This is a genomic window from Actinoplanes sp. L3-i22 (assembly GCF_019704555.1).
Taxonomy (GTDB): domain Bacteria; phylum Actinomycetota; class Actinomycetes; order Mycobacteriales; family Micromonosporaceae; genus Actinoplanes.
Genome location: NZ_AP024745.1, coordinates 1504299 through 1526383, shown reverse-complemented (window position 1 = coordinate 1526383; position 22085 = coordinate 1504299). Strand labels below are relative to the sequence as shown.

Genomic DNA, 22085 nt, shown 5'->3' with positions numbered 1-22085 from the left:
AGGCTGGGGGCATGAAGACCCGCCCCTACCACCACGGGGACCTGCGCGCCGCCCTGCTCGCGCTGGCCGAGGACACCCTGCGCGACCGCGGGCCCGCCGAGCTGTCGCTGCGGGAGCTGGCCCGGGAGGCGGGAGTCAGCCCGGCCGCGCCCAGCCGCCACTTCAAGACCAAGCAGGCGCTGCTGGACGCGCTCGCGGTGGAGGGCTTCGAGCGGCTCACCGGCACCATGACCGGGGTGCTGGAACGGGCCGGCGCCTCGTTCGCCGAGCGGCTCACCGCGCTCACCCGGACGTACGTGAGCTTCGCGACCGGCAACCCGGCGCTGCTCGAACTGATGTTCTCGCGCAAGCACGAGCCGAACCCGCCGGCCGAGCTGATCACCGCCATGCAGGGACTGATGACGATGGCCACCGACCTGATCGAGGACGGCCAGCGGCGGGGCGAGGTCCGCGAAGGGCCGATCGTCATGGCGGCCGTGCCGCTCGCCGCGATCCTGCAGGGGATGACCGACCTGGCGCTGAGCGGCGGATTCACCGGGGAACAGGTCGACGAGGGGCTGACCGAGACGATCGCGTTCATCCTGCGGGGCTACGCACCCTGATCTCTTCCGCCCTTTCGCCATCGGTCGAGGATCAGGTCGATGTCGTCGCGGATCCGCTCGCGGGCCTCGTCCCGGGGCACACCGGACATCAACATCTCGTCGTACGGCGTGTCCTCGTGCCGGACCGACGCGACCACCGCCCGCGTCACCGCCTCCGGATCGAACGCCCGCGCGGCGGCACTGCGCCCCACTCGGCCACTCCCCCGGACCGCGGCATGCCGGCTGATCGCCTCGGCCCGCTCCGCCGGGCACCCGGGGAACAGCCGGCCGATCATCGCGGCCAACTCCCCCTGGAACGTCTCGTCGGCGGCCTCCCGCCGCACCCGGTCCCGCTCGCGACGGCGGGCCCGGGCATCCTCATCGGACAGACACTGCCGCTCGGCCGCCTCGATCGCCTCCCCGGTGACCAGCAGCCCGCGCCGCTCGTGCCGCTTACGGGACCGGTTGAACCGCACCACCACCGCGGAGAGCCGGCTGGCCTGCTTGGCCCGGCGGGTCATCGCCGCGTCGCCGGCCGGCAGGAACACCAGGTGATCGAGGTCCGCGCAGGTCAGGCAGAGCGGCCCGGCGTCCTCCATGATCAGCAGGTCGTCGTGGATCTGCCCGCAGCCGGCGCAGGTGAACTCCCGCATCGGCTGCACCACGACCAGGTCCGGCGCCTTGCTCTGCTTGGCGGTGAGCCGCTCCCGCTGCGGCTCGGGCAGGTCGGCCGGCATCCAGTGGGTGCGGTAGGCCAGCTCCCGCGCGGCATCCCCGTCGACGGTGAACCGCAGCGGACGCCGGTCCCGGGTGGCCGCCACGTACTCGATCTCGCCGGGCCGCAGGCCCTGACCCGCCACCCAGCGCCGGAACACCTCGAGCACGTCGACGATCCGGTCGGGCGACACCGCGGCCACCGCTTCCAGGTGGGTGAGCCGCCCCTGCCGCCAGTTCGCGATCTGCCCGGGCACCACCCACCCGAGCCCGACCAGCACGTCGAGCGGGCCGACGTGCCGCTGCTTCGCGAGCGCCCGCTCCGCGGCGACGACCACCCGGCGTTCCAACTTCGAGGCAGGCTGCACAGCTCCGCAGAATACCCAGTTCCCGCTCACCGAACAGCCGAGGACGACGGCACCGTCACCGGGCTCACCCGAGACGGCGCTGGTGGATTCGGTTCAGGGCGGCGCCGGAGGACAGTTCCGCGCGGTGCGCCGGATTCGCCTGGTAGTGCCGGAGAGTTCGGTACACCAGCACGGGATCGCTGGCCAGCCACATTCCGCGGATGGCCATGTCCGGCAGCGCCGGGCTCCGGCGGCCGGTGATCTCGACCGGGGCCGACGAGTACGGCGCGACCAGGATCATTGGGGAGCCACCGATCGCGGCGGGCCGGATCTCGGCGACCGAGTCCCACGGGAGGCGGTGGGTGAAGCCGGGGCCGTGGTGGACCAGGCCACTCGGGGTGAGACACAGCCGGCCCGGGGCGCCGGACAACATCCGTACCGTCGACCAGCCCAGCAGGACCACCGCGGTGAGTGAGATGACCGCGAGCGCGATGCCGATGGAATCTCCTGCCGCGAGGGAGCCCCAGCCGAAGAGCACCAGGGCACCGGTGATGAGGAGCAGGGTGGCCGCCGGCCAGTAGTAGGACCACCGTGAGTAACGGAATGTCACGGGGTCGGGTCCGGTGGGGCCGGCCGATCGGCGGGGACGCCACCACGTGATCACGCCGACCCCGACCAGATGCGCCAGCAGGAGAGCGGCCGCGCCGAAGCCGAGCACGCCGGCGGGAGCGCCGTTGACGGCGGACAGGATCGCGCCGGCGGCGCTGCCGGCAGCCAGCAGGGCCAGTGCCATGAACGAGGTGGTGATCAGACCGCCCGGCCCCACCCCGGCCCACGGTGACGTCTCGTCCGACATGGCGCCCTCTCCTAGAAGATCTTCTGCCAGAGCCGCTCGGCATCGTCGCCCACCTCGCCGATCGCCTTGCCCACCGCGGCCTGCCCCTGGTTGAAGGCGTCCTGCACGCCCTCCGGCAACCGGTCGTACCCGGCGTCGATGACGCCGCCGGCGGCCAGGCCGGCGACCGCGCCGCCGATCGCCGCACCGACCACGACGGTCACCGGGTTGGCGCCCATCGCACCGAGTGCGGCGCCGGTCGCGGCACCGCCGGCGATCGAGGCGAGCATGCCGCCACCGCCGGACGCGATCGCCTTCACCGCGGGCTTCCCCTGGTGGATGTCGTAGCCGACGCCGGCCACGGTGATCGCCGCCCCGATGACCGGGATCTTGCCGGCGAAGCGTTCGCCGAGCGTGGCGGCCTGCCGCTGAGCCACGTGGCTGTCCATGATCTCGTCGGATATCGACCTGATGAGCGACCTGGAATGCGCCGACCCGCCCTGCGACTTCAGGTAGTGGCCCTCGAGCTTGCCGGCCTGCTCCAGGGCCTCGGCGCTGTGCTTCTGGAGGATCTCGATGTGGGTGGCGAGGAATCCGCCACCGATGCCATTGGTGACGTCCCCGACGGCCAGGGGCCATTTCTGACGTACGTCGTCGGCCATGTTCTTGAGGATGTCCGCACCGAACCGCCAAGCCTCGTCGGCCTTGCGCGCCTCGCTCTCGGCAAGGACGTAGGCGTCCGCCTGCCGCCGATGAAAGGCAGCGGTATCCGGGTCCGGAATTTCGGGCACGACGGGTGCCGGGAGCGGATCGTGGATGGTGAAGCCGTCGACGATCAGGCCACCGGCCAGTGCGATCTCCCGGGCACCGGCCATGTGTTGCTGCGCGGCGGCCAGGTGATTGGCGTATTCGGTCAAACGGCGGCTGGTGGCTCCGATCTCGGAGTGCAGGCTGCCCGCGGTCGCCGCGGTCTCCGCCGCGCGACGCCGGAACGCGCTGCCGGCCGCGCCGTGCCAGCCGCGCTGGGCGTCGGCTCGCACCTCCGCCGTCGCCGAGGCGCACGCGGCGACCTCGAATCCCAGCCCATCCCGGAGCCAGCGGGCGGTGGCGCGCACCTCCTCCGGCCGGCCGTCCAGGCGGGTGTCGATGGGCATCAGTACGCCTCGTGCAGACTCTGCCCCGCGTCCGCGTCTTCCTGGGCGTACACCCGGCTCGCCTCGGCCACTCGTGATCCGGTCCCGCGCAGGCTCTCGGCCAGACTTGCCGCGCCCGCACAGAGCCGAGCGAGCACATCGGACACGACCGGAGTGCCCGGGCCGGCGTCCGGGGGTGACGGGGCGGACGATCCGGCCGTGTCCACGCTGTCGCCGACCCGGATGAGCCGATCGGCGATGGCGTCGAGCACGGCCACGTCGACGTTCAACAACAGATCGCTCACGGTGCCTGTCCCTCCGCATCGCGCCGTAGATGCTCGGGAATACTCACGTCCATCAGGATCAGTTCAACGCCGGTCGTCTCCCGAATTCGCTCCAATTGAGTGGCGGGCACGACCGTCCACGGCTGCGCCGCGCCGCAGCAGTCGACCAGCCGGTCCAGCGCCGAATAGACGAGCAGCGCGAGCTGCCCCGCCCGAGTGCGGCGCAGGTCCACGGTGAGCCCCGTGTCGCCCACTCCCACCTGGGAACACGGAACATAGACGTACGGTGGCAGGTCGCTCTGACGCGGTGTCCCGGGATCCGGCGGCACGGCGACCTCCGATCGTTCGGCAGCGACCCCGGACGCTGGTCGCCCTCCTCGATCCGGCTCTTGCCCTTACCAGTTTCAGCCTTGCGCCAGCGGGGCGTGGTAGCAGGTCAGGTCCCAGGTGACGGCGTGTGGCGGGGCGCCGCGCCGGGCCTTGCGGTGGCCGGCCAGGAAGGTGATGTTCGCGGTGCCGGCCAGGTAGCACCACACGTCCATCTCCTCCTCGTTGCCGTAGTAGAAGTACTCGTGGTGCACGATCCGGTCGCCGTCCAGGAACGGTTGTTGCATCCGCTGCTGCGCCTCGGCGGGCAGGTTGCCCAGGAAGCCGCGAATGCTCTCGCCGAGCCCGAGGTCGAGGTCGACGGGCGCCGCCGGGTTCGCGACGACGTCGCCCGGTGCGGCCTTCGACGGGCGCTGCCGCACCCGGGCCTCGGTGAGCGACCGGCGCACGTAGCGGTAGACGGTCAGCCGCTCCGCCCCGTCCATCACGACCAGGGCGTCCGCGCCGAGCACCGTCCCGCGCGGCCGGCGGGGATTGTCGTAGTCGTCGGTGGCCCACCACCGGACCGTCGCCCCGGCCTCGGCGGCGATCCGCCGCCGGGTCTGCTCGGTGATCCGGCTCCACCAGTGGTCGCGGTCCATCGCCGGCGTGAGTTCGAGCTCGCCGGCCGCGTGCAGCGGCGCCGCCGACGGCTGCCGCGTCTTCCCGGGCAGGAACCTCATCCCTCCAACCTAAGTGGACGGCACCCGGGCTACCAGTCGAATGTGCCGGGGAAGGTGACGTCGGCCAGCTCGTTCTGACCCTTCAGGTTCGGGTGGAAGAAGTCGAACGTATTCAGCAGGCCGATGCTGAACCGGACGTCGTGCACCGCGCCGTCGTCCCAGCGACATCTACTTCCGTACGCCTCGCACGCCGCCCGCAGCTCCCCGTCGTACGCGTCGATCCGGTCCCGCACCGCGCGCCGCCGCCGCTCGGCGCTGTCCGCGGTCGACCTCGGGTCGGCCAGCATCGACGGGCAGATGCCACGCGAGTTCCACACCCGGACCACCTCGTCGTCGTCCCGGCCGACCTGCCACAGCCGGTACAGGTCCGGCACGCTGACCACCAGGATCCGCGCCTTGGGCAGGCCCTTCTTCAGCCGGGCCAGCCCCCGGTCCACCTCGTCGCGGAACTTCGCCACCGAGGTCATCCCGCCGGCCGACCCGGCACACGCGTCGTTCGCGCCGATCAGGACGGTCACGTAGGACACCTTCGCGTCGACCGCCCGCGCCGCCTGCCCGGCCAGCGCGTCCGCCTCGGCCCCCGGCTCGGCGAAGTTGTGCACATGACCCTTGATCTTGGAGTTCATCGCCAGGATCCGCCGGTAGTGGCTGTCCACGTCGCCGCCGTCCCCGGCCGCCCAGGAGTTCCGGCTGCACGCCAGGTAGGCCAGGCAGCTGCCGACCCCGGCGGTGATCGAGTCCCCGAGCGCGGCCATCGACGCCGGATAGCCCGTCGCGCCGGCGGTCGGCGCCGTGGTCCTGTTCCGGGTCGGCTCCGGGTCGGCCGCGCCGGCGCCGCCCTCACAGGCCAGCGCCGTCACCGCGAGCAGGGCCAGGACAGCGAGGTGCCAGCGGCGCAGCATCATTCCCCCGATTTAACCGACAGCAACAACTTCGGCACGATATGCCATCAGCCTTCGGTCGTCACGCACTACACACCCACAGGCTCAACCCTGGCACTCTGCCCCAAGCCAAAAATGTCACACCCCTGAGGCAACATGGCAGACCAGCTAGGCACTTGCCTAGTCTCGCCAGCATCGAACAGGGGCCCCGGTGAATCTTGAGGAGATTAAGGCGGAGCTGCGTAAAATCCGACCCGGCCAGTCACATGGTCGCCCCGCAGTGCACCAACCCTTCGTCCTCATCTGGGGTGCTCAGCGAGCCGTCAGCGGCCAATCGCGACAAGCGAAGTGGTCGGATGTCCGATCCGCTCTGAGCGCAGCCATCTCGGAGCTTGACGGCAGCGCTCACCCCGACGTGGCAGCACTCCCCGTTTTTACCCTTCGGAATTCCCGATTGTGGGCGATTGAGCAGGCGGCATCCGCCTCATCCGCGCGGAGCGCGCACGCAGCTCGATGGCTCAACGCGACAAATCCACTCGTCGGCCTGTCCCCCGAGGCTTTCAGTGCGCTGGGTGAGACAGCAGCATTCGAGGAGTTCGCACACGCGGCCGTCGACAAACTTGACGAGACCTCAGCACGGTCCCTACTGGACTATTTTAGTGTCGAAATGCCGCTTTTCCGGGGATTCGGCGAGGTTCCAGGTGTCAACGTTGGCTCCCTCTTCACTAACCGCGCCGACCTACACAAACAACGAGTACATCGTGCGCTTCAGGCTGGCATTGTCGGCACTGGCGCTAGCGGCGCTGAATCCATCGTCGTCTCAGGCGGTTACGAAGACAAAGACTTCGGAGACTGGATCATCTACACCGGCCACGGCGGCCGGGACGCGGATTCCAAACGGCAGATAGCAGACCAGAGCCCGACGACATCTGGCAACGCCGCGCTGATTACTAGCCACCTCGACCATGCTCCGGTGCGTGTCATCCGCGGCGCCCACGACAGTCCGCATGCTCCAACATCCGGTCTTCGCTACGACGGCCTCTACCTAGTGGAGAAATTCTGGAGTGAAATCGGACGGGACGGATTCAGGCTCTGCCGGTACCGACTCGTTCGCCTCCAGCCAACCGTCGCCGTTACGGATGGCGTCGATGTCCAGCCTCCAGTTCTTCCGGAAGGCACAATTAGCCCAGGCCGCCGGACGACAGTATCTGAGCGAGTCATTCGTAGTGTCGGAGTTGCCAGTGCAACCAAGGTTTTGCATAACCACACCTGCCAGGTGTGCGATACCCGCCTGGTTGTGCAGGGCCGCGGATACGCCGAAGGCGCGCACATTCGACCGCTCGGCGAGCCGCATCGGGGCGCCGACACGCCCGCCAACATGCTGTGTCTCTGCCCTAATTGCCACGTGCTTTTCGACAACGGCGCCATCTCCATCGATGACGACCTGACAATCCAATCAGACCACCCCCACCGCGGAGCGCTCCGGGAAGCCGAGGGCCATGCGATCGATCGGGCGGCCCTGAGGTACCACAGCAACATTTACCCGATAAAGTAGATATTGATCCGTTTTCGTCCGGAAGATGTCACGCGCAATAGCCCTCGCCTGCGAGCCAAATCCTGCTGGCGTCCAGGACGGCAGAAATCGCATACAACCGATCCGGGATCGATCGCGTCGGATATGCGGAAGTAGCGGTGACATCGGGAGCGGGGACCATGTCGGACGGTTCGGACAGCGAGTACCTGGGCTACGTGCACGGGCGTGTCCAGGAGTTACGGCGTACGGCGTACCTGCTCAGCGGCGACCGGCATCAGGCGGACGACCTGGTGCAGGAGACGCTGACGAAGCTGTACGCCCGGTGGCCGCGGATCCGCCGGGTGGACAACGTGGACGCGTACACGCACACCATGCTGGTCCGCGCGTTCCTCGACGACCGCCGGCGCGGCTGGTGGAAGGTGCGTCTGCTGAGCTGGACGCCGGAGCCCCCGCCGCCCGACGAGGGGGCGCCCGAGGACCGGGCCGTGATCCGGGCCGCGCTGGCGCAGCTGCCGCCCCGGCAGCAGGCCGTGCTGGTGCTGCGCTACCTGTGCGACCGGTCGGTCAAGGACGTCGCCGAGCTGCTGCGCTGCTCCGAGGGGACCGTGAAGAGTCAGACCTCGCACGGCCTGAACCGGCTCCGTGAGCTGCTCGGCCCCCGCTTCCCGCACACCGCCGTGGCCCGGAGCCGAGGATGAGAGACGAGAACGAGATGATCGACGACGAGGGCGCGGTGCGGCTGCTCGAGCCACTGCGGGGCGATCCGGACGTCCGTACCGTGATCGATGTTCCCCGGGCCATGGCGGAGGGACTCCGCCGGCGCAGATTGCGCCGCTGGTCCTCGGGGGTGGCGGCGCTGGCGGTGACGGCCGTGGCCGCGGGCGGTGGCACGTTCGCGGTGGCCGCCATGCGGCCGGACGACCCGCTCCCCCGGCCCACGCCGACGGCGAGCGCGCGCACCCCGAGCGCCGCCGCCGCGCCGGTCGGGCCGGCCTCGTGCGCGGTCACCCGCCTGCCCACCGCGGGGGTCAAGAAAGCCCTGGCCACCGCCGGTGACCCGAGCGGACGGTGGGCGGCCGGGCGGCTCTACTCGACCGCCGGTCATCCGACGAAGCTGGTCGTCTGGAAGGACGGCGCGATCGACAAGCAGGTGGCGATGCCCGGCAGCGATGCCACCTTCGGCGACCTGAACAGCGCCGGGCACGGGCTGGTGACCGCCTACGGCGCGGGCGACCACGAGTCGTCGTACTTCTACCAGGATGGTCGCTTCACCAGGTTGCGTGGCAGCGACGTGTCGGCCGGCGCCCTCAACGAGGCCGGGGTGATCGTCGGCGGGCGGACGGTCTCGGCCGACCTCGACATGATCCCGGTCCGCTGGGCCTCGGCCACCGCGGCGCCGCAGCCGCTCCCGTTGCCGGCCAGTGCCACCAACGGGTCGGCGGGCGACATCGCCGAGGACGGCACGATCCTCGGCTCGGTCAGCGTCGGCACCAAGACCGCGGCCGCCTACCTGTGGTTCCCCGACGGCACCGGCCGCTACCTGCCGGTGCCGAAGATGCGGGACGGCACCCGGGCGACCTCGTTCGTGGGGCAGTCGATCAGCAACGGCTGGGTGGCCGGCAGCGCCGTCCTGGACACCGCCGATTCGAGCACCTTCACGCCGGTGCGCTACCGGATCGCCACCGGCGAGTACGAGTTCCTGCCCAGGGAGCTGGGGACCGCCGCCCGGATCTCGGCCGACGGCTGGATCGTCGGCGAGGGCCAGTTCTCCCCGGTCCTGGTCGCCGGCACACGTGCGGTGAAGCTGCCGCCGTACGGCCCGACCAGCAAGAACCCGGGCGAGATCAGCTACGACGTCCGCGGCATCAGTGCGGACGGCGCCGTGATCGTCGGCTACAAGGCCGGACTCCAGCTGACCAACGACCCCCTCATGTGGACCTGCCGCTGACGGGGTCGGGCAACGGGGGATGCCGGCCGGCGATCGTGGGCGCCGGCCGGCATCGTGGTGATCACCCCGCGGTGACGGTCCGGATCTCCGCGAGCCCGGTGTCCCGGGTCGTCCCGGAGACCCCGGTGACGGTGAACCGCAGGCCGGTCACCACTCGCGGGGCGAACGTGACCAGCAGCGGAGCGCCGTCGTCGGGCAGCGGCCCGACCGGGACCGTGCTGCCGTCGGAGAACGTGAGCACGGCCGAGGTCACCTGCTCGGCCCGGCTCGGGCGGTCGTAGAGCAGGATCCGCCCGAGCCGCTGCGGCACCGCCCAGTGCAGGTCGAGCCAGGCGCCGGTGGTCTCGCCCGCGGTCACCCACTCGCCGATCAGGTCGGCGCCGACCCGGCCGTCGACCGCTTTTGCCGGGACCTGCACGGTCGCGACGTTGCCCGACGATCCGGTGACCCGGGCCAGCGCGGCCACGTTGCGCCCGGGACCGACGGGCGGGGCGACCGTGACGTTGCGCCGCAGGTAGGGACCGTAGTTCCCGCGCGTGCACCAGTCCGCGGTCTGGCACACCACCGGATCGTGCGGGGCGTAGGTCAGGAAGTAGCCGAGCTTGGTCTCGTACTGCGTGGCGGTCAGGTTCGCCGGCTGCCGGTTCACCGGGTACCCGAGGTGGCCGATCGTCCGGTGCGGCGTGCGATACCGCTGCTGAGCGGCCCAGGCGAAGTAGGCGGCCGAGTGATGATCATCGTGGTCGCCGTCGCCGAACGCCCCCCGGAAGTCGAGGGTCCGGATCACCCGCGGCCGCCGGGTGTCCAGAATCGCGAGCAAAACCCCGATCAAGGACGAGCGACTGTACGGCTGAGTCCGGTCCAGGGTCCGCACCCGCGCCGCCGGATCGAGCCAGAGCAGCTGCAGGGTCTGGTCCGGCCAGCCGCCGACCCGGTCCGGCAGACGCAGGAAGAGCAGCGTGACCGGGCTCCCGTCGAGGGTGGCGCGGTGGACGGCGTGACCGTTCACGATCAGCGTGTCCTCGGTCCATCCGTCGGGGCGGGCGGCCATCCTCGCGTACGCCGCCATCTCGCCCTCCTCCCGTCCACGCCAGTAGGCCTCGCCCCGGGCGGCGTCGCCGGACGTGACGTAGAGCGTGGTGACGCAGCGGCCGGCCCGGATGTCGTCGCTGATCTCCGGGTTGACGAACAGCAGGTCGTCGTCCTCGTGTGCCACCACGGTCAGGTTCTCGCAGGTCACGGACGTGGCTGTGGCGGAGGCGGGCACGACCGCGGGCGACAGGGCAAGCACGGCTGCGGCGAATTTGGTCCAGCGCACTGCGCTCCCCTCGGTAACGGTGCATTTCGTAGTACACCAACGCGGGAGAGGCGGTCGAGTGCCGGATCAGGTGATTACGTTCGTACCTCGCAAATCGGTCTTGTCTTTGATCCTGAAAGAGAAATCATTGCGTGGATGAAGTTACGTTCTCTTTGCAAGGTCTTGCATCGACCGGTTTGCGCCCTAGGCTGAGCCCGGCCCTGTCCAAAGAGGATGGTTCCGGCTCATGCCGGACATCACCGGATCTCTCCAGGAGAGTTATGCGTTCGCTCAGCAAGGCGCTGATCGCCCTGATCGTCGGCTTCGCCGGAATGTTCGCCGCGATCAGCCCGGCCGCCGCGGCCTCGACGCCCCAGCAGCTCGGCGGGCTCGACCTCGGCGCCTACTGCCGCTCGATCGGCTACTCCGACGCCGCCCTGACCGGTTCGACCGCCTATGACTGGCACTGCGTGGCCGGCGACGGCAGCCGGCACGACCTGACCTTCGAGGCCGCCTGCCGCTGGACCTACGGCACCGGCACCGCGGTCGACCGGATCGGCAGCTTCACCGACCCCACCTCGGTCTCCTGCTGGAACGTGACGTCCACCGTGGTCACCCCGGCGATCAACGAATACTGCGTCTCCACCGGGCACAGCGCCGCCGCCCTGCTCGGCACCACGGTCTACGACTGGCACTGCGTCAACTACAGCCGGGTCGACCCGGTCTACTTCGACGTCAACCTGCCCGCGGCCTGCAAATACACGGTCGGCAGCACGGCGACGATCGACCGCTTCGCCAACTACTACGACGCCGCCACCTGGCAGTGCCGGGTCTGAAAAACCTTCCCGGGGTTGCGCTGACCGCGCAACCCCGGGCCGCGGCCAGCCGGAAACCACCAAGGGCTTCGATGTACGGCCGGGGCATCTCGCACGGAATCGAACACTTTCCATCATTCCGGTGACCAGCCAAGTACTTATTGACATCAATCACGAATATTGCGAGTGTGCGTCCAGCATGTTTCGTGTGTGAATTTGTGAACGTCTCTTCAAGGAGAGGCCCGATGTCAACAACCACTCATCGCTTCGGCCGCGCAGGCACCGCCCTGCTGGGCACCCTACTCCTCACGCTTGCGTCTGTGAACGTTCCCACATCGGCTTCAGCTGGGACGATGTCCGCCGGCGACACCTCCTGCGCCACCACCGGCTCGATCGATTTCGGGGTGGATCTGGCCGGCCCCGGCTGGAAATTCACGACCGGCGACGACCCCGCGTGGGCGGACCCGTCCTTCACCGACACCACCTGGCGGGACTGGACCGTCCCGGACAACTGGGGGACGCAGGCCGACCTCTCGTCGTACGACGGATTCGCCTGGTACCGCAAGACCTTCACCCTGCCCGCCCGGCCGGCCGGGGTCACCGACTCCGCCGTGGTCGCCGCGCTCGGCAAGATCGACGACGCCGACCAGACCTTCCTCAACGGCCAGGAGATCGGGCACACCGGCGGTTTCCCGCCGGTCTTCGACTCCACCTGGGAGGTCCCGCGCGAGTACTACCCGGCCGACGGGCTGCTGCGCTGGGGCGCCACCAACACCCTCGCCGTCCGCGTCTACGACGGCACCGGGGGCGGCGGCTTCTACCAGGGTCCGGTCGGGTTGTTCTCCAAGGCCCGCCTGCGGGCGCTCGCCGGAACCACGGGCACGGCGGCATCCCGTACCCAATTGGCTCATGTCTGTTCGATCTTGAATCGCCAGCATCGCGCGGTCGCGACCGGGGATCTCCGTGGGTATGCCGCGACCCTGGCGCCGGGCTTCTTCCACCAGGGCGACACCGCCGAGCGGCGACTCGCGTCCCTCCGGTCGACCGGCCGCACGACGCTGACCGACACGCAGGCCGAGGTGTTCGTGGACAGCCAGGGCCGGCTCGTCGTCGACACCATCCGCACCTGGGGAAACCTCGTGCCGACCCGGGAGCTGCTCTACCTCGACCCGCGCCGGGACCTGGAGCTGGGCGACCACGCGCGGTTCTTCCGGGACGACTACGCCTCCGCCGCGATGGGCCGCCGGGCGCAGTTCAATGTGTACCTGCCGCCGAGCTACACCCGTACGACGAATCGGAAGTATCCGGTCGTCTACCTGCTCAACGGTTTCAACGGCAGCAACATCGAGTGGGAGGCGCGGAACATCGACGCCGTCCTCGACAAGGTGGTCGAGGACAACGGCCTGGAGGAGTCGATCGTCGTCTTCCCGGACGGCGGCAGCGGCTGGTACGTCGACACATCGGCCGGCAACTACCGCACGATGATCGTCGACGAGATCGTCCCGCTGGTCGACCGCTCCTACCGGACGATCGCGGACCGTGACCACCGCGGGATCAGCGGCGTCTCGATGGGCGGGCAGGGCGCGTTCACCCTGGGCCTGAAGAACCCGGCGGTGTTCAGCTCGATCGCCAGCCACATGGGCGCGCTCAGCCTGTCACCGCTGGTCGGGACGGCCGCTGAACAGGCCGCCAACGCCGGGCTGCGGCCGCTCACCCTGGTCGCCGGGATGACGGCGGCCGAGCTGAACCAGCACCGGTACTACTTCGACGGCGGTGACTCCGACGACTACCGCTTCGGGGTGGCCGCGCAGCAGATGAGCACGGCGCTGGCGGCGAAGGGGGTCCGGCACGACTACCAGCTCGGCCCCGGGCGGCACGACGACGCGTACTGGATCCCGAAGCTGGACCGCTCGTTCGGCCTGCACAGTGAACAGTTCCGGGCACATCCGGTGCAGCAGCCCCACGAGCCGAAGCCGGTGAAGACGCCGTACATCTGGCCCTGATCGTGATTTTGCCGGGTCGCCGGAGGCACCTTCTGCGGCGACCCGGCATCTGCCGTGTCCGGGCTCAGTGCTCCTTCTTGATCACGAAGTAGGAGCCGCGAATGGTCCCGGCCAGCTTCGACTTCTGCCGGGCGAACTTGAACGCCCCCAACTCGGCCGGCACCTCCATGCCGTCGGAGAGCTTGAACCCGACCGCCCGCTTCCCACCGTCGTCGACGGTGTACATCACGTTGATCGACAGGCCGTCCTCGTAGAAGACGTAGGCCATCCGGATGTTCTCGACCTGGAACGAGCTCGCCTCGAGCGGCTTGGCCGAGATGACCAGACCCCGCTCCTCGTCAAGGATGCGGGTCACCCACTCGACCGCCGCCGTGGCCTCATCGGCCGGCTCCACGGTGAAGACATGCCCGTACTTGTTCTTGAAGTACCGAGCCTCGTTCGCCCGAAGCCCGGCCAGCGCCTCGGCAACGGGCGACGACTCCAACCCCACGGTCGACACGGTCTCGAAGTCCACGGCATAGGTCATCAGGTCTTACCTCCGCTGCGTAGGTCCCACCACCACGACGGATTCTCCCCGACCGGCCCCACCGTTGCCCCGGGCATCGAACGACAGCGCTCCAGGTGATGTCAGAAGTGTGCCATGCGTGTCGCACCCTCCCCGCTAGTGGCAGAACTTTGACATCTCAGATTCGTGATTCTCTGCGCGTTTCTAGGGCTAACGCAGCCTGACCGACTTGGCGGCTACAGAGTTGGAACAATCAAGAAATGTCAGAGCAATGACTCACGGCCAGTCTGCTCTCACTAGCGGCAGTCAGCGGCACCGGGCGGGGACTCGGGACGACGGCAGCTCGCCCTGAACATTTCCTCCGCATGATTCACGTCCCTTTCACCAGGAACGGAGTTCACATATGCCCAACTCCAGCAAGCGGATGCGCGCGCTGATGGCTACGGGAGCCCTCGGGACGACCATGGCCCTCGTGCTCGCCGGCTGTGGCGCCCGGGCCGGCGACGAAACGGCCAGTGCCGGATCGTCCCCGGCAGCCAGCTGTGTCGACACGTCCGGAGACACCGTCAAGCTCGGCTTCCTCAACTCCCTCACCGGCGGCATGGCGATCTCCGAGAAGACCGTCTCCAATGTGCTGCACATGGCCTCCGACGAGATCAACGCCAGCGGCGGCATCCTCGGCAAAAAGATCAAGTACGTCCAGGAGGACGGCGCCACCGACTGGCCGACCTTCGCGGAGAAGACCGAGAAGCTGCTCACCCAGGACTGCGTCGCCGCGATCTTCGGCGGCTGGACCTCGTCCTCCCGCAAGGCCGTGAAGCCGGTCGTCGAGAAGCTCAACGGCCTCTTCTTCTACCCGGTGCAGTACGAGGGCCTCGAGTCGTCACCGAACATCTACTACACCGGCGCGACCACCAACCAGCAGATCATCCCGGCGATGGACTTCCTCGCCTCCAAGGGCGTGAAGACGCTGTTCCTCGCCGGCAGCGACTACGTCTTCCCCCGCACCGCGAACGCGATCATCAAGCTCTACGCGGCCAAGCTCGGCATCAAGATCGTCGGCGAGGAGTACGTGCCCCTCGACAAGGACGACTGGACCAGCCAGGTGGCGAAGATCGCGGCGGCCAAGCCCGACTTCATCTTCAACACCATCAACGGCTCGTCGAACGTCGGCTTCATCAAGGCGTACTACGACGCCGGCCTCACCCCCGCGAAGACGCCGATCATCTCGGTGTCGATCGCCGAGGAGGAGGCGCCGGCCATGGGCCACGCGGTCACCGGGAACTACGCGTCCTGGAACTACTTCCAGTCGCTCAAGACCGACACCAACCCGAAGTTCATCGACAGCTGGAAGGCCTACCCCAACAGCAGCGGCGTCACCTCCGACCCGATGGAGGCCGCCTACATCTCGCTGTACCTGTACAAGGCCCTCGTCGAGGCGGCCGGCTCGTTCGACGTCGACGCGGTGAACGCCGCGGCGAAGAAGAACACCATCACGTTCGACGCACCGGAGGGCAAGGTCACGCTCGACGGCGAGAACCACCACATCTCCAAGCCGGGCCACATCGGACAGATCAACGCCAACAACCAGTTCGACATCGTCTGGTCCTCCGACAAGTTCATCGAGCCGGACCCGTACCTCAAGGCCTACGACTGGTTCCCGGCGGACGTCCGCGAGCAGCTGGTGGCCGCAGCAGGCTGATCGCCCGCGGGGTCGCATGTCGCCCACGGCATGCGACCCCTCCCCTCCACAGAGACGCTAGAGAGAGCGAGTGCACGTGGACGCACTGATCGCACCGCTGTTGAACGGCAGCGCACAGGGCGCGCTGCTCCTGCTCGCCGCGCTGGGCCTCTCGCTCACCTTCGGCCAGATGGGCGTGATCAACATGGCTCACGGCGAGTTCCTCATGATCGGAGCCTTCGCCGCCTACCTCGTCCAGCAGGTGATCGCGGCCAGCGACCTGTCGATCCCGGTCGCGCTGCCGGTCGCGTTCGTCGTCGCGGGCCTGTTCGGCCTCCTGCTCGAGGTAACCATCATCCAATGGATGTACCGCCGGCCCCTCGACACCCTGCTCGTCACGGTCGGTGTCAGCCTGGTCCTCCAGCAGGCGGCACTGCAGATCTTCCCGTCCCAGGGCGTCCCGGTGGAGAAGCCCGACTGGCTCGACGGGCAGCTGAACATCCTCGGCTACGAATGGCCGCTGCGGCAGGTGTTCACCATCCTGCTCGCGACCGCCTGCGTCGCCGCGCTGGCGGCCTGGCTCAAGTACACCGCGTTCGGCCGCCGCATCCGGGCGACCGTGCACAACCGGGACCTCGCCGAGACCTCGGGGATCTCCACCCGCACCATCGACCGCCTCACCTTCTTCACCGGTTCGGGACTGGCCGGGGTCGCGGGCGTGGCCGCGTCGCTGATCGGCGGCACGAACTCCCAAATGGGCGCGCAGTACATCATCCCGGCCTTCCTCGTCGTGGCCGCCGGTGGCATCGGCCAGCTCAAGGGCACCATCATCGCCGCGTGGGTGGTGGGTGTCGCCCTCTCGTACTTCGCCTACTGGACGACCGGCAGCTTCGCGCAGGTGCTCGCCTTCATCCTCGTGATCGTCTTCCTGCAACTACGCCCTCAGGGCCTGTTCACGGTGCGAACCAGGAGTCTGGTATGACCAAGTTGAAGCCTTGGATCTCCCTCAGCGGCATCGGGGCGTTCGCCGTCCTGCTCCTCGCGGTCGCTCCGCTCGTGCTCACCGATCACTGGCTCAGCAACCTCGGCAAGTACTGCTGCTGGGCCATCGCCGCCGTCGGCATCGGCCTGGCGTGGGGCCGCGGCGGGATGCTCGTGATGGGGCAGGGGGTGTTCTTCGCCCTCGGCGCCTACTCGATGGCCATGCACCTCACGCTGGAGACCGCCGGTGACCGAATCCCGGGGTTCATGGTGCTCTACGACCCGCTGGCGCCGCTCCCGGCATTCTGGGAGCCGTTCCGCAGCACGGGATTCACCCTGCTGGCGATCGTGCTGCTCCCGGTGATCCTGGCCGGCATCCTCGGCTACGCGCTGTTCAAGCGGCGCGTGAAGGGCGCGTACTTCGCGATCCTGACGCAGGCGCTCGCCGTCGCGCTGGCCACCCTGATCAGCTCCACGATCCGCGAGACCGGGGGCGACACCGGGCTCAGCGACTTCAAGTACTTCTTCGGCTTCGTGCTGAACGACCCGGCGAACAAGCTGATGGTCTATCTCATCGCGGCCGCGCTGCTCATCGTGTGCCTGCTCGCGGTGTGGCAGCTCTACCGCAGCCGCTTCGGCGAACTCCTCATCGCCACCCGGGACGCCGAGGAGCGCGTGCGCTTCCTCGGCTACGACCCGGCCAACGTCAAGCTTGTCGCGTTCGTCGTCTCCGCGCTGATGGCAAGCATCGGCGGAGCGATGTTCGTGCCCATCGTCGGCATCATCACTCCGGCCGAGGTGGGCGCCGCCGCCTCGATCCTCATGATCGCCGGCGTCGCCTTCGGCGGCCGCGCATCGCTCTTCGGACCCGCACTCGGCGCGATGGCGGTCGGATGGGGACAGTCGAGCCTCGGCTCGACCTGGCCCGAGGGCTGGATCTACATCCTCGGTCTCCTGTTCATCGTCGTCATCCTCTTCCTGCCGAACGGGCTGTCGTCGCTGCCGGCCAGGTTCATGGCGCGGGCGCGCCGAAGCGCCGGCCCACAGCCCGCCCCGGCGATCGTCGCCGCAGAGCTCGAAGAGGTCCGGTCATGACCGATGATTCGCTCGTTGTCACCGACCTACGCGTCGAGTTCTCGGGCTTCGTCGCGGTCGGCGGCGTCTCCTTCGACGCTCATCCCGGCGAGGTCCGATTCCTCATCGGCCCGAACGGCGCCGGCAAAACGACCTGCATCGACGCCATCACCGGGCTGTCCAAGGGCACCGGGTCGGCCCGGCTCGGCGACAAAGAGCTGCTCGGCAAGCAGGTGCACAAGATCGTCCGCCTGGGGGTCGGCCGCACCTTCCAGACCGCGAGCGTCTTCGACGAGCTCTCGGTGCTGCAGAACCTGGACATCGCCGCCGGACGCCACCGGTCCTCGGCCGCGCTGCTGCGGGCCCGGCGCGGCGTCGACCCGTCGATCGAGCACGCGCTGGAGGAGACCGGACTCACCGGCGAGCTGGCCACGCCGGCCGGCATCCTGTCGCACGGCCAGAAGCAGTGGCTGGAGATCGCGATGCTGCTCGTGCAGGACGCGAAGGTGCTGCTGCTCGACGAGCCCGTCGCCGGCATGAGCCAGGACGAGCGCACCGCGACCGGCGAGCTCCTGCAGCGCGTCGCGGCGAAGCGCATCGTGCTCGTGGTCGAGCACGACATGGACTTCATGCGCCGCTTCGCCACCCGCGTGACGGTGCTGCACCAGGGCAAGGTGCTGTCGCAGGGCACGGTGGCCGAGGTTCAGGCCGATCCCAAGGTGCAGGAGGTCTACCTCGGCACCGCGGGCGCCGCCACCACGGCCGCCATGGCGGTCGTGCCCGAACCTGTGGCGGCCGGGACGCAGAAGCTGACGGAGGACTGACATGCTGGAGCTCACCGACATCGAGGCCGGCTACGGGCGCACTCAGGTGCTGCACGGCGTGACGGTGCCGTCCGGCAAGGTCGTCGCCGTGCTCGGCCACAACGGCGCCGGCAAGACGACCCTGCTGCGTCTCGCGATCGGCCTCATCAAGCCGTCGAAGGGCCGCGTGTTGTTCGACGGCGAGGACATCACGTCACTCGCCCCCAACCGGCGCGTCGCTCGCGGCATGGCGTACGTGCCGCAGGGCCAGCAGTCGTTCGGCGACCTCACGACGCTGGAGAATCTCCAGCTCGTCGCCGACGGGCGCCGGGGCGGCAAGGGCCTCATCGACGCGCAGATGGCTCGCTTCCCCGCACTGGAGCAGTTCGCCACCCGGAAGGCGGGCCTGCTCTCCGGCGGGCAGCGTCAGCAGCTCGCGATCGCCCGCGCCCTCATCACCGAGCCGAAGCTGCTCATCCTCGACGAGCCGACCGAGGGCATCCAGCCCACGATCGTCGCCGAGATCGAGCAGACCATCGTGCAGCTGGCCGCCGACGGCATCAACGTGCTGCTCGTCGAACAGCACATCGGCTTCGCCCTCGAGGCCGCCGAGCACTACGTCGTGCTCGCCTCGGGCTTCGTCACCCAGACCGGAGAGGGAGGCAAGGCCGCCACCTCCACCGTGCGAGCCGCCATGGCGATCTGAGCCGCCATGACCCACACCCGCAATGTCGCCGTAACACCGGGCAGCGAGGATTCCCCAACGCAAGGTGCCTTAGGGGATGCCACTGTGTCGACGTACAACGCGCGCACGGCCGCAGAGGACAGCCTGGAGGACTACGCCTTCCGTTATGTACCGCGCACCTTCCGGCGCTGGAGCGCGGCCTCCGTCGGCGCGACAGCCCTCGGGTCCATCGCGTTCCTCGCCGACTTCTCGATCGGCGCGAGCATCGGCATCGACCACGGCACCCCCAACGCCGTGCTCGGCATCGTGTTCGCGTCGGTCATCATCGTCATCGTCGGCGTGCCCGTCGCCTACTACGCCGCCCGCTACAACCTCGACCTCGACCTCATCGCTCGCGGCTCGGGATTCGGCTACTACGGCTCCATCCTCACGACCGTGGTCTTCGCGGGCTTCACCTGCATCTTCTTCGCCCTGGAGGGCGCCATCATGGCGCAGGGGCTGCAACTGGCGACGGGGTTGCCGCTGTGGCTCGGCTATCTCATCTCGACCGTCGTCGTGATCCCGATCGTCATCTACGGCATGCGTGCGCTGGAGCGCCTGCAGTTCTGGACCACGCCCCTGTGGCTGGCCCTCGCCCTGCTGCCGCTGCTCTGGATCGTCGTCTCCGACCCCGAGGCGGTGAGCGCCTTCACGACGTTCACCGGCAACTCCGACGGCTCGATCAGCTTCGGCGCCGTGGTCTCGAGTGCGGCCGTGTGCTTCGCCCTCACCCCGCAGCTGGCGGAGCAGATCGACTACATCCGCGCCATGCCGCCGCGCACGCCGTCGAACGCCCGCTCGTGGTGGACATCGTTCGCGTTCGCCGGCCCGGGCTGGGTCATCTTCAGCGGCACCAAGCAGGTGATCGGGGTGTTTCTCGCCGTCTACCTCCTCGTGAAGGTCGAACCCGCTCTCGGGCACCAGGCGACCGAACCGGTCAAGCAATTCGTCGTGATGTATCAGACCCTCGTCCCCGACTGGCTCGCGATCGTTCTCGCCCTGGTGCTCGTCGTGGTCGCTCAGGTGAAGATCAACGTGACGAACGCGTACTCGGGCTCGCTCGCATGGTCGAACGTCTTCACCCGGGTAACGAAGCACTACCCGGGTCGTACGATCTTCGTGCTGTTCAATCTCGTGATCGCCTACGTGCTCATGATGTTGGACGTCTTCACCCTCATCTCCTTCGTGCTGAGCCTCTACGCGAACGTCGTCATGGCGTGGCTCGTGACGATCGCCACCGATATCGCGATCAACAAGTGGGTGCTGCGCATCTCGCCACGCTTCCCCGAGTTCCGCCGCGGCATGCTGCACGATTGGAATCCGGTGGGACTCGTGTCGGTGGGGCTCGCCTCGACGCTGTCGCTGCTCGCGTTCGCCGGGCTGCTCGGCGCCGCGGTCAAGCCGTTCTCGGTGCTCATCGCGATCGGCGTCGCGTTCGTGGCCACGCCGGTCACGGCCCTCGCCACGCGGGGGCGCTACTACCTGCGCCGCCGCTCCGACGGCATCGACTCCCCCCGGTTCGACGAGGACGGCAACCCCTCCGGCGAACGGCTCCGCTGCCACGTCACCGGATACACGTTCGAACGGCCGGATATGCTGGCCTCGGCCGAGAGAGGACCGCACGGCGAGGTGCAGTACGTATCGTCGCTGGCGCTCGCGCTCGACGACTCCGATCGCTACGTGCTCCCGCCGGAAGTCACCGGGCCCCCGCGCTGGGCGGCCGCCCGCAGGGCATCCCAACGACGGGGGGAGAAGTGATGGAGGAGCCGGTCGACACGGCGACCGCGATTCTCGCGAGCGCCGCGGTGCTGCTGCGCGAGCGCACCTTCGACGACATCTCCTATCGTGCCCTCGCCGACGAGGTGGGCATCTCGGAACGCACGATCTACCGCCAATACCCGACGCGCGCGCACCTGCTCGCCGCACTCTCGAACTGGATCGAGCAGACCTGCTTCCCGCTGCCGCCGTTCGTGACGGTGTCCGACTTCCGCGCCGCCGTACACGAGCGCTTCCGCGCCTTCGACGCGTCGCCCGCGTACGCCTACGTCGGCGCACGGGCGTCCGCGATCTCGCCGACGCTCGATGCCGAGCCCGCCTACATCACGCGTGCGATCGAGGCGATGCTCGACGTGGCGGCGCCGACACTCAACCAGCGGGATCGCCGGCGGGTCGCGGCATCCCTGCGCTACTTCTCGTCGGCGATGTTCTGGGCACGCCTGCGCACGGGCTTCGACCTGGACGCCGACGAGATCTGCGACGCGTTCGACCGCGCCGTGGGCAGCGTGCTGGCCAGGCTGCTCGACACGACGTGGGCGACGACATGACCGAGTCGGCGGCTGTCCCCGCCCTGAGCGGCACACAAGTGGCGATCCTCGCCGCCTACGCCGAACTGATCGAGGAGCTCGGCAGCGACGACGTGTCGAACCGGGTCATCGCGCGCCGGGCCGGCATCGCCGAGCGCACGGTGTTCCGCAACTACCCCACGCGGGTCGACCTGCTGCTGGCGACCGCGGCGTGGATCGAGGCGACGGTGTTCGCGCGCGAGGAGTCGCACTCGATCTTCGACATCCCCCTCGCGATCCGCGACGCGATGCAACGGTACGACGCACGGCCGGAACTCGCGCACGTCGTCGCCGAGACGGCGATGCGCGGCGTGAGCGGCGCGGCGCCGTCTCCTGGCCGGGCGCAGCTCGAGCGGCTGCTGGATGCCGAGGTGTCATCCCTCGACGCGGCGCAGCGCAGAGCGGTCATCGCGGCACTGTCGCACCTCGACTCCGTCGGGGCCTGGGTGACATTCCGCCGCGAGTTCGGGATGGACCGGCGAGACATCGCCGACGCCGCCGCATGGGCGGCAGAGGCGGTGCTCGACAGCATCCGCGACCGCGTCGCCCCGTAA

23 protein-coding genes are annotated in these 22085 nt (G+C 69.0%); 14 read left to right on the top strand and 9 right to left on the bottom strand.

The genetic code is table 11. The features are described 5' to 3' along the window. Nucleotides 1–11: 11 nt before the first annotated feature. Nucleotides 12–602, top strand: coding sequence for a TetR/AcrR family transcriptional regulator (locus L3i22_RS07140; RefSeq protein ID WP_221326186.1), 591 nt, complete (start codon nucleotides 12–14; stop codon nucleotides 600–602). On the opposite strand, the gene L3i22_RS07135 is transcribed toward L3i22_RS07140, so the two are convergent. From L3i22_RS07135 to L3i22_RS07105, 7 genes are all read right to left on the bottom strand, one after another. After that, a complete protein-coding gene (locus tag L3i22_RS07135; protein ID WP_221326185.1) occupies nucleotides 590–1663 on the bottom strand; it encodes a DUF2293 domain-containing protein in 1074 nt (357 codons plus the stop codon). The genes L3i22_RS07140 and L3i22_RS07135 overlap by 13 nt on opposite strands. Nucleotides 1664–1727: 64 nt before the next feature. Continuing rightward, entirely contained in the window at nucleotides 1728–2498 is a 771-nt protein-coding gene (locus L3i22_RS07130; protein WP_221326184.1) for a hypothetical protein, read from the bottom strand. Between the two features lie 11 nt (nucleotides 2499–2509). Continuing rightward, the gene (locus L3i22_RS07125; RefSeq protein WP_221326183.1) at nucleotides 2510–3631 is read right to left on the bottom strand and encodes a hypothetical protein; all 1122 of its coding nucleotides are present in this window, start codon (nucleotides 3629–3631) and stop codon (nucleotides 2510–2512) included. After that, nucleotides 3631–3915: a hypothetical protein gene (locus tag L3i22_RS07120; RefSeq protein WP_221326182.1), complete on the bottom strand. Its 285-nt coding sequence runs from the start codon at nucleotides 3913–3915 to the stop codon at nucleotides 3631–3633. Before L3i22_RS07120 ends, L3i22_RS07125 begins: the two co-directional genes overlap by 1 nt. Then, entirely contained in the window at nucleotides 3912–4127 is a 216-nt protein-coding gene (locus tag L3i22_RS07115; RefSeq protein ID WP_255658017.1) for an SAV_915 family protein, read from the bottom strand. The genes L3i22_RS07120 and L3i22_RS07115 overlap by 4 nt, the downstream gene beginning before the upstream one ends. Nucleotides 4128–4298: 171 nt before the next feature. Next, nucleotides 4299–4943 (bottom strand): hypothetical protein, encoded by a 645-nt coding sequence (locus L3i22_RS07110; protein WP_221326181.1) that lies wholly within the window; start codon nucleotides 4941–4943, stop codon nucleotides 4299–4301. 29 nt (nucleotides 4944–4972) lie between these two features. Next, a complete protein-coding gene (locus L3i22_RS07105) occupies nucleotides 4973–5845 on the bottom strand; it encodes a GDSL-type esterase/lipase family protein (RefSeq protein ID WP_221329829.1) in 873 nt (290 codons plus the stop codon). A gap of 190 nt (nucleotides 5846–6035) precedes the next feature. On the opposite strand from L3i22_RS07105, the gene L3i22_RS07100 reads away from it, so the two are divergent. The 3 genes from L3i22_RS07100 to L3i22_RS07090 all read left to right on the top strand — a co-directional run bounded on the left by L3i22_RS07100 (nucleotide 6036) and on the right by L3i22_RS07090 (nucleotide 9306). Then, nucleotides 6036–7379 carry a YDG/SRA domain-containing protein gene (locus L3i22_RS07100; RefSeq protein ID WP_255658015.1) on the top strand — a complete coding sequence of 448 codons (1344 nt, stop codon included), beginning with the start codon at nucleotides 6036–6038 and terminating at the stop codon, nucleotides 7377–7379. Nucleotides 7380–7537: 158 nt separating this feature from the next. Next, complete coding sequence (locus L3i22_RS07095; protein WP_221326180.1) at nucleotides 7538–8056, top strand: SigE family RNA polymerase sigma factor; 519 nt, start codon at nucleotides 7538–7540, stop codon at nucleotides 8054–8056. Beyond that, on the top strand, nucleotides 8053–9306 hold the full coding sequence (locus L3i22_RS07090; RefSeq protein ID WP_221326179.1) for a hypothetical protein: 1254 nt from the start codon (nucleotides 8053–8055) through the stop codon (nucleotides 9304–9306). The genes L3i22_RS07095 and L3i22_RS07090 overlap by 4 nt, the downstream gene beginning before the upstream one ends. 61 nt (nucleotides 9307–9367) lie before the next feature. Here the strand turns inward: L3i22_RS07090 and L3i22_RS07085 are convergent, their stop codons facing one another. Continuing rightward, a complete protein-coding gene (locus L3i22_RS07085) occupies nucleotides 9368–10624 on the bottom strand; it encodes a PIG-L family deacetylase (RefSeq protein WP_221326178.1) in 1257 nt (418 codons plus the stop codon). Nucleotides 10625–10884: 260 nt separating this feature from the next. Between L3i22_RS07085 and L3i22_RS07080 the strand changes: the two genes are divergently transcribed. Together L3i22_RS07080 and L3i22_RS54285 are read left to right on the top strand one after the other, a co-directional pair. Then, nucleotides 10885–11439 (top strand): hypothetical protein, encoded by a 555-nt coding sequence (locus L3i22_RS07080; RefSeq protein ID WP_221326177.1) that lies wholly within the window; start codon nucleotides 10885–10887, stop codon nucleotides 11437–11439. Between the two features lie 332 nt (nucleotides 11440–11771). Beyond that, entirely contained in the window at nucleotides 11772–13421 is a 1650-nt protein-coding gene (locus L3i22_RS54285) for an alpha/beta hydrolase family protein (protein ID WP_221326176.1), read from the top strand. Between the two features lie 64 nt (nucleotides 13422–13485). On the opposite strand, the gene L3i22_RS07070 is transcribed toward L3i22_RS54285, so the two are convergent. Beyond that, entirely contained in the window at nucleotides 13486–13947 is a 462-nt protein-coding gene (locus L3i22_RS07070; protein ID WP_221326175.1) for a phage tail protein, read from the bottom strand. Between the two features lie 382 nt (nucleotides 13948–14329). Between L3i22_RS07070 and urtA the strand changes: the two genes are divergently transcribed. The 8 genes from urtA to L3i22_RS07030 all read left to right on the top strand — a co-directional run bounded on the left by urtA (nucleotide 14330) and on the right by L3i22_RS07030 (nucleotide 22085). After that, nucleotides 14330–15628, top strand: a complete 1299-nt coding sequence (gene urtA, locus L3i22_RS07065; protein WP_221326174.1) for an urea ABC transporter substrate-binding protein — start codon at nucleotides 14330–14332, stop codon at nucleotides 15626–15628. A 76-nt stretch (nucleotides 15629–15704) separates the two neighbouring features. Continuing rightward, nucleotides 15705–16589: an urea ABC transporter permease subunit UrtB gene (gene urtB, locus L3i22_RS07060; protein WP_255658014.1), complete on the top strand. Its 885-nt coding sequence runs from the start codon at nucleotides 15705–15707 to the stop codon at nucleotides 16587–16589. Then, a complete protein-coding gene (gene urtC, locus L3i22_RS07055; RefSeq protein ID WP_221326172.1) occupies nucleotides 16586–17683 on the top strand; it encodes an urea ABC transporter permease subunit UrtC in 1098 nt (365 codons plus the stop codon). Before urtB ends, urtC begins: the two co-directional genes overlap by 4 nt. Next, nucleotides 17680–18486, top strand: coding sequence for an urea ABC transporter ATP-binding protein UrtD (gene urtD, locus L3i22_RS07050; protein ID WP_221326171.1), 807 nt, complete (start codon nucleotides 17680–17682; stop codon nucleotides 18484–18486). Before urtC ends, urtD begins: the two co-directional genes overlap by 4 nt. A gap of 1 nt (nucleotide 18487) precedes the next feature. Further along, nucleotides 18488–19171 carry an ATP-binding cassette domain-containing protein gene (locus tag L3i22_RS07045; protein WP_221326170.1) on the top strand — a complete coding sequence of 228 codons (684 nt, stop codon included), beginning with the start codon at nucleotides 18488–18490 and terminating at the stop codon, nucleotides 19169–19171. Nucleotides 19172–19255: 84 nt separating this feature from the next. Next, complete coding sequence (locus L3i22_RS07040; RefSeq protein ID WP_221326169.1) at nucleotides 19256–20947, top strand: cytosine permease; 1692 nt, start codon at nucleotides 19256–19258, stop codon at nucleotides 20945–20947. Continuing rightward, nucleotides 20947–21513 carry a TetR/AcrR family transcriptional regulator gene (locus L3i22_RS07035; RefSeq protein ID WP_221326168.1) on the top strand — a complete coding sequence of 189 codons (567 nt, stop codon included), beginning with the start codon at nucleotides 20947–20949 and terminating at the stop codon, nucleotides 21511–21513. Before L3i22_RS07040 ends, L3i22_RS07035 begins: the two co-directional genes overlap by 1 nt. Further along, nucleotides 21498–22085 (top strand): TetR/AcrR family transcriptional regulator, encoded by a 588-nt coding sequence (locus tag L3i22_RS07030; RefSeq protein WP_221326167.1) that lies wholly within the window; start codon nucleotides 21498–21500, stop codon nucleotides 22083–22085. The genes L3i22_RS07035 and L3i22_RS07030 overlap by 16 nt, the downstream gene beginning before the upstream one ends.

What these genes read in the sequence shown, in the direction of transcription:
- L3i22_RS07140 (WP_221326186.1), top strand. Translation starts at nt 12, where the DNA reads ATGAAGACCCGCCCCTACCACCACGGGGACCTGCGCGCCGCCCTGCTC.
- L3i22_RS07130 (WP_221326184.1), bottom strand. Translation starts at nt 2,498, where the DNA reads ATGTCGGACGAGACGTCACCGTGGGCCGGGGTGGGGCCGGGCGGTCTG.
- L3i22_RS07125 (WP_221326183.1), bottom strand. Translation starts at nt 3,631, where the DNA reads ATGCCCATCGACACCCGCCTGGACGGCCGGCCGGAGGAGGTGCGCGCC.
- L3i22_RS07110 (WP_221326181.1), bottom strand. Translation starts at nt 4,943, where the DNA reads ATGAGGTTCCTGCCCGGGAAGACGCGGCAGCCGTCGGCGGCGCCGCTG.
- L3i22_RS07105 (WP_221329829.1), bottom strand. Translation starts at nt 5,845, where the DNA reads ATGCTGCGCCGCTGGCACCTCGCTGTCCTGGCCCTGCTCGCGGTGACG.
- L3i22_RS07095 (WP_221326180.1), top strand. Translation starts at nt 7,538, where the DNA reads ATGTCGGACGGTTCGGACAGCGAGTACCTGGGCTACGTGCACGGGCGT.
- L3i22_RS07090 (WP_221326179.1), top strand. Translation starts at nt 8,053, where the DNA reads ATGAGAGACGAGAACGAGATGATCGACGACGAGGGCGCGGTGCGGCTG.
- L3i22_RS07080 (WP_221326177.1), top strand. Translation starts at nt 10,885, where the DNA reads ATGCGTTCGCTCAGCAAGGCGCTGATCGCCCTGATCGTCGGCTTCGCC.
- L3i22_RS54285 (WP_221326176.1), top strand. Translation starts at nt 11,772, where the DNA reads ATGTCCGCCGGCGACACCTCCTGCGCCACCACCGGCTCGATCGATTTC.
- L3i22_RS07070 (WP_221326175.1), bottom strand. Translation starts at nt 13,947, where the DNA reads ATGACCTATGCCGTGGACTTCGAGACCGTGTCGACCGTGGGGTTGGAG.
- urtA (WP_221326174.1), top strand. Translation starts at nt 14,330, where the DNA reads ATGCCCAACTCCAGCAAGCGGATGCGCGCGCTGATGGCTACGGGAGCC.
- urtC (WP_221326172.1), top strand. Translation starts at nt 16,586, where the DNA reads ATGACCAAGTTGAAGCCTTGGATCTCCCTCAGCGGCATCGGGGCGTTC.
- urtD (WP_221326171.1), top strand. Translation starts at nt 17,680, where the DNA reads ATGACCGATGATTCGCTCGTTGTCACCGACCTACGCGTCGAGTTCTCG.
- L3i22_RS07045 (WP_221326170.1), top strand. Translation starts at nt 18,488, where the DNA reads ATGCTGGAGCTCACCGACATCGAGGCCGGCTACGGGCGCACTCAGGTG.
- L3i22_RS07035 (WP_221326168.1), top strand. Translation starts at nt 20,947, where the DNA reads ATGGAGGAGCCGGTCGACACGGCGACCGCGATTCTCGCGAGCGCCGCG.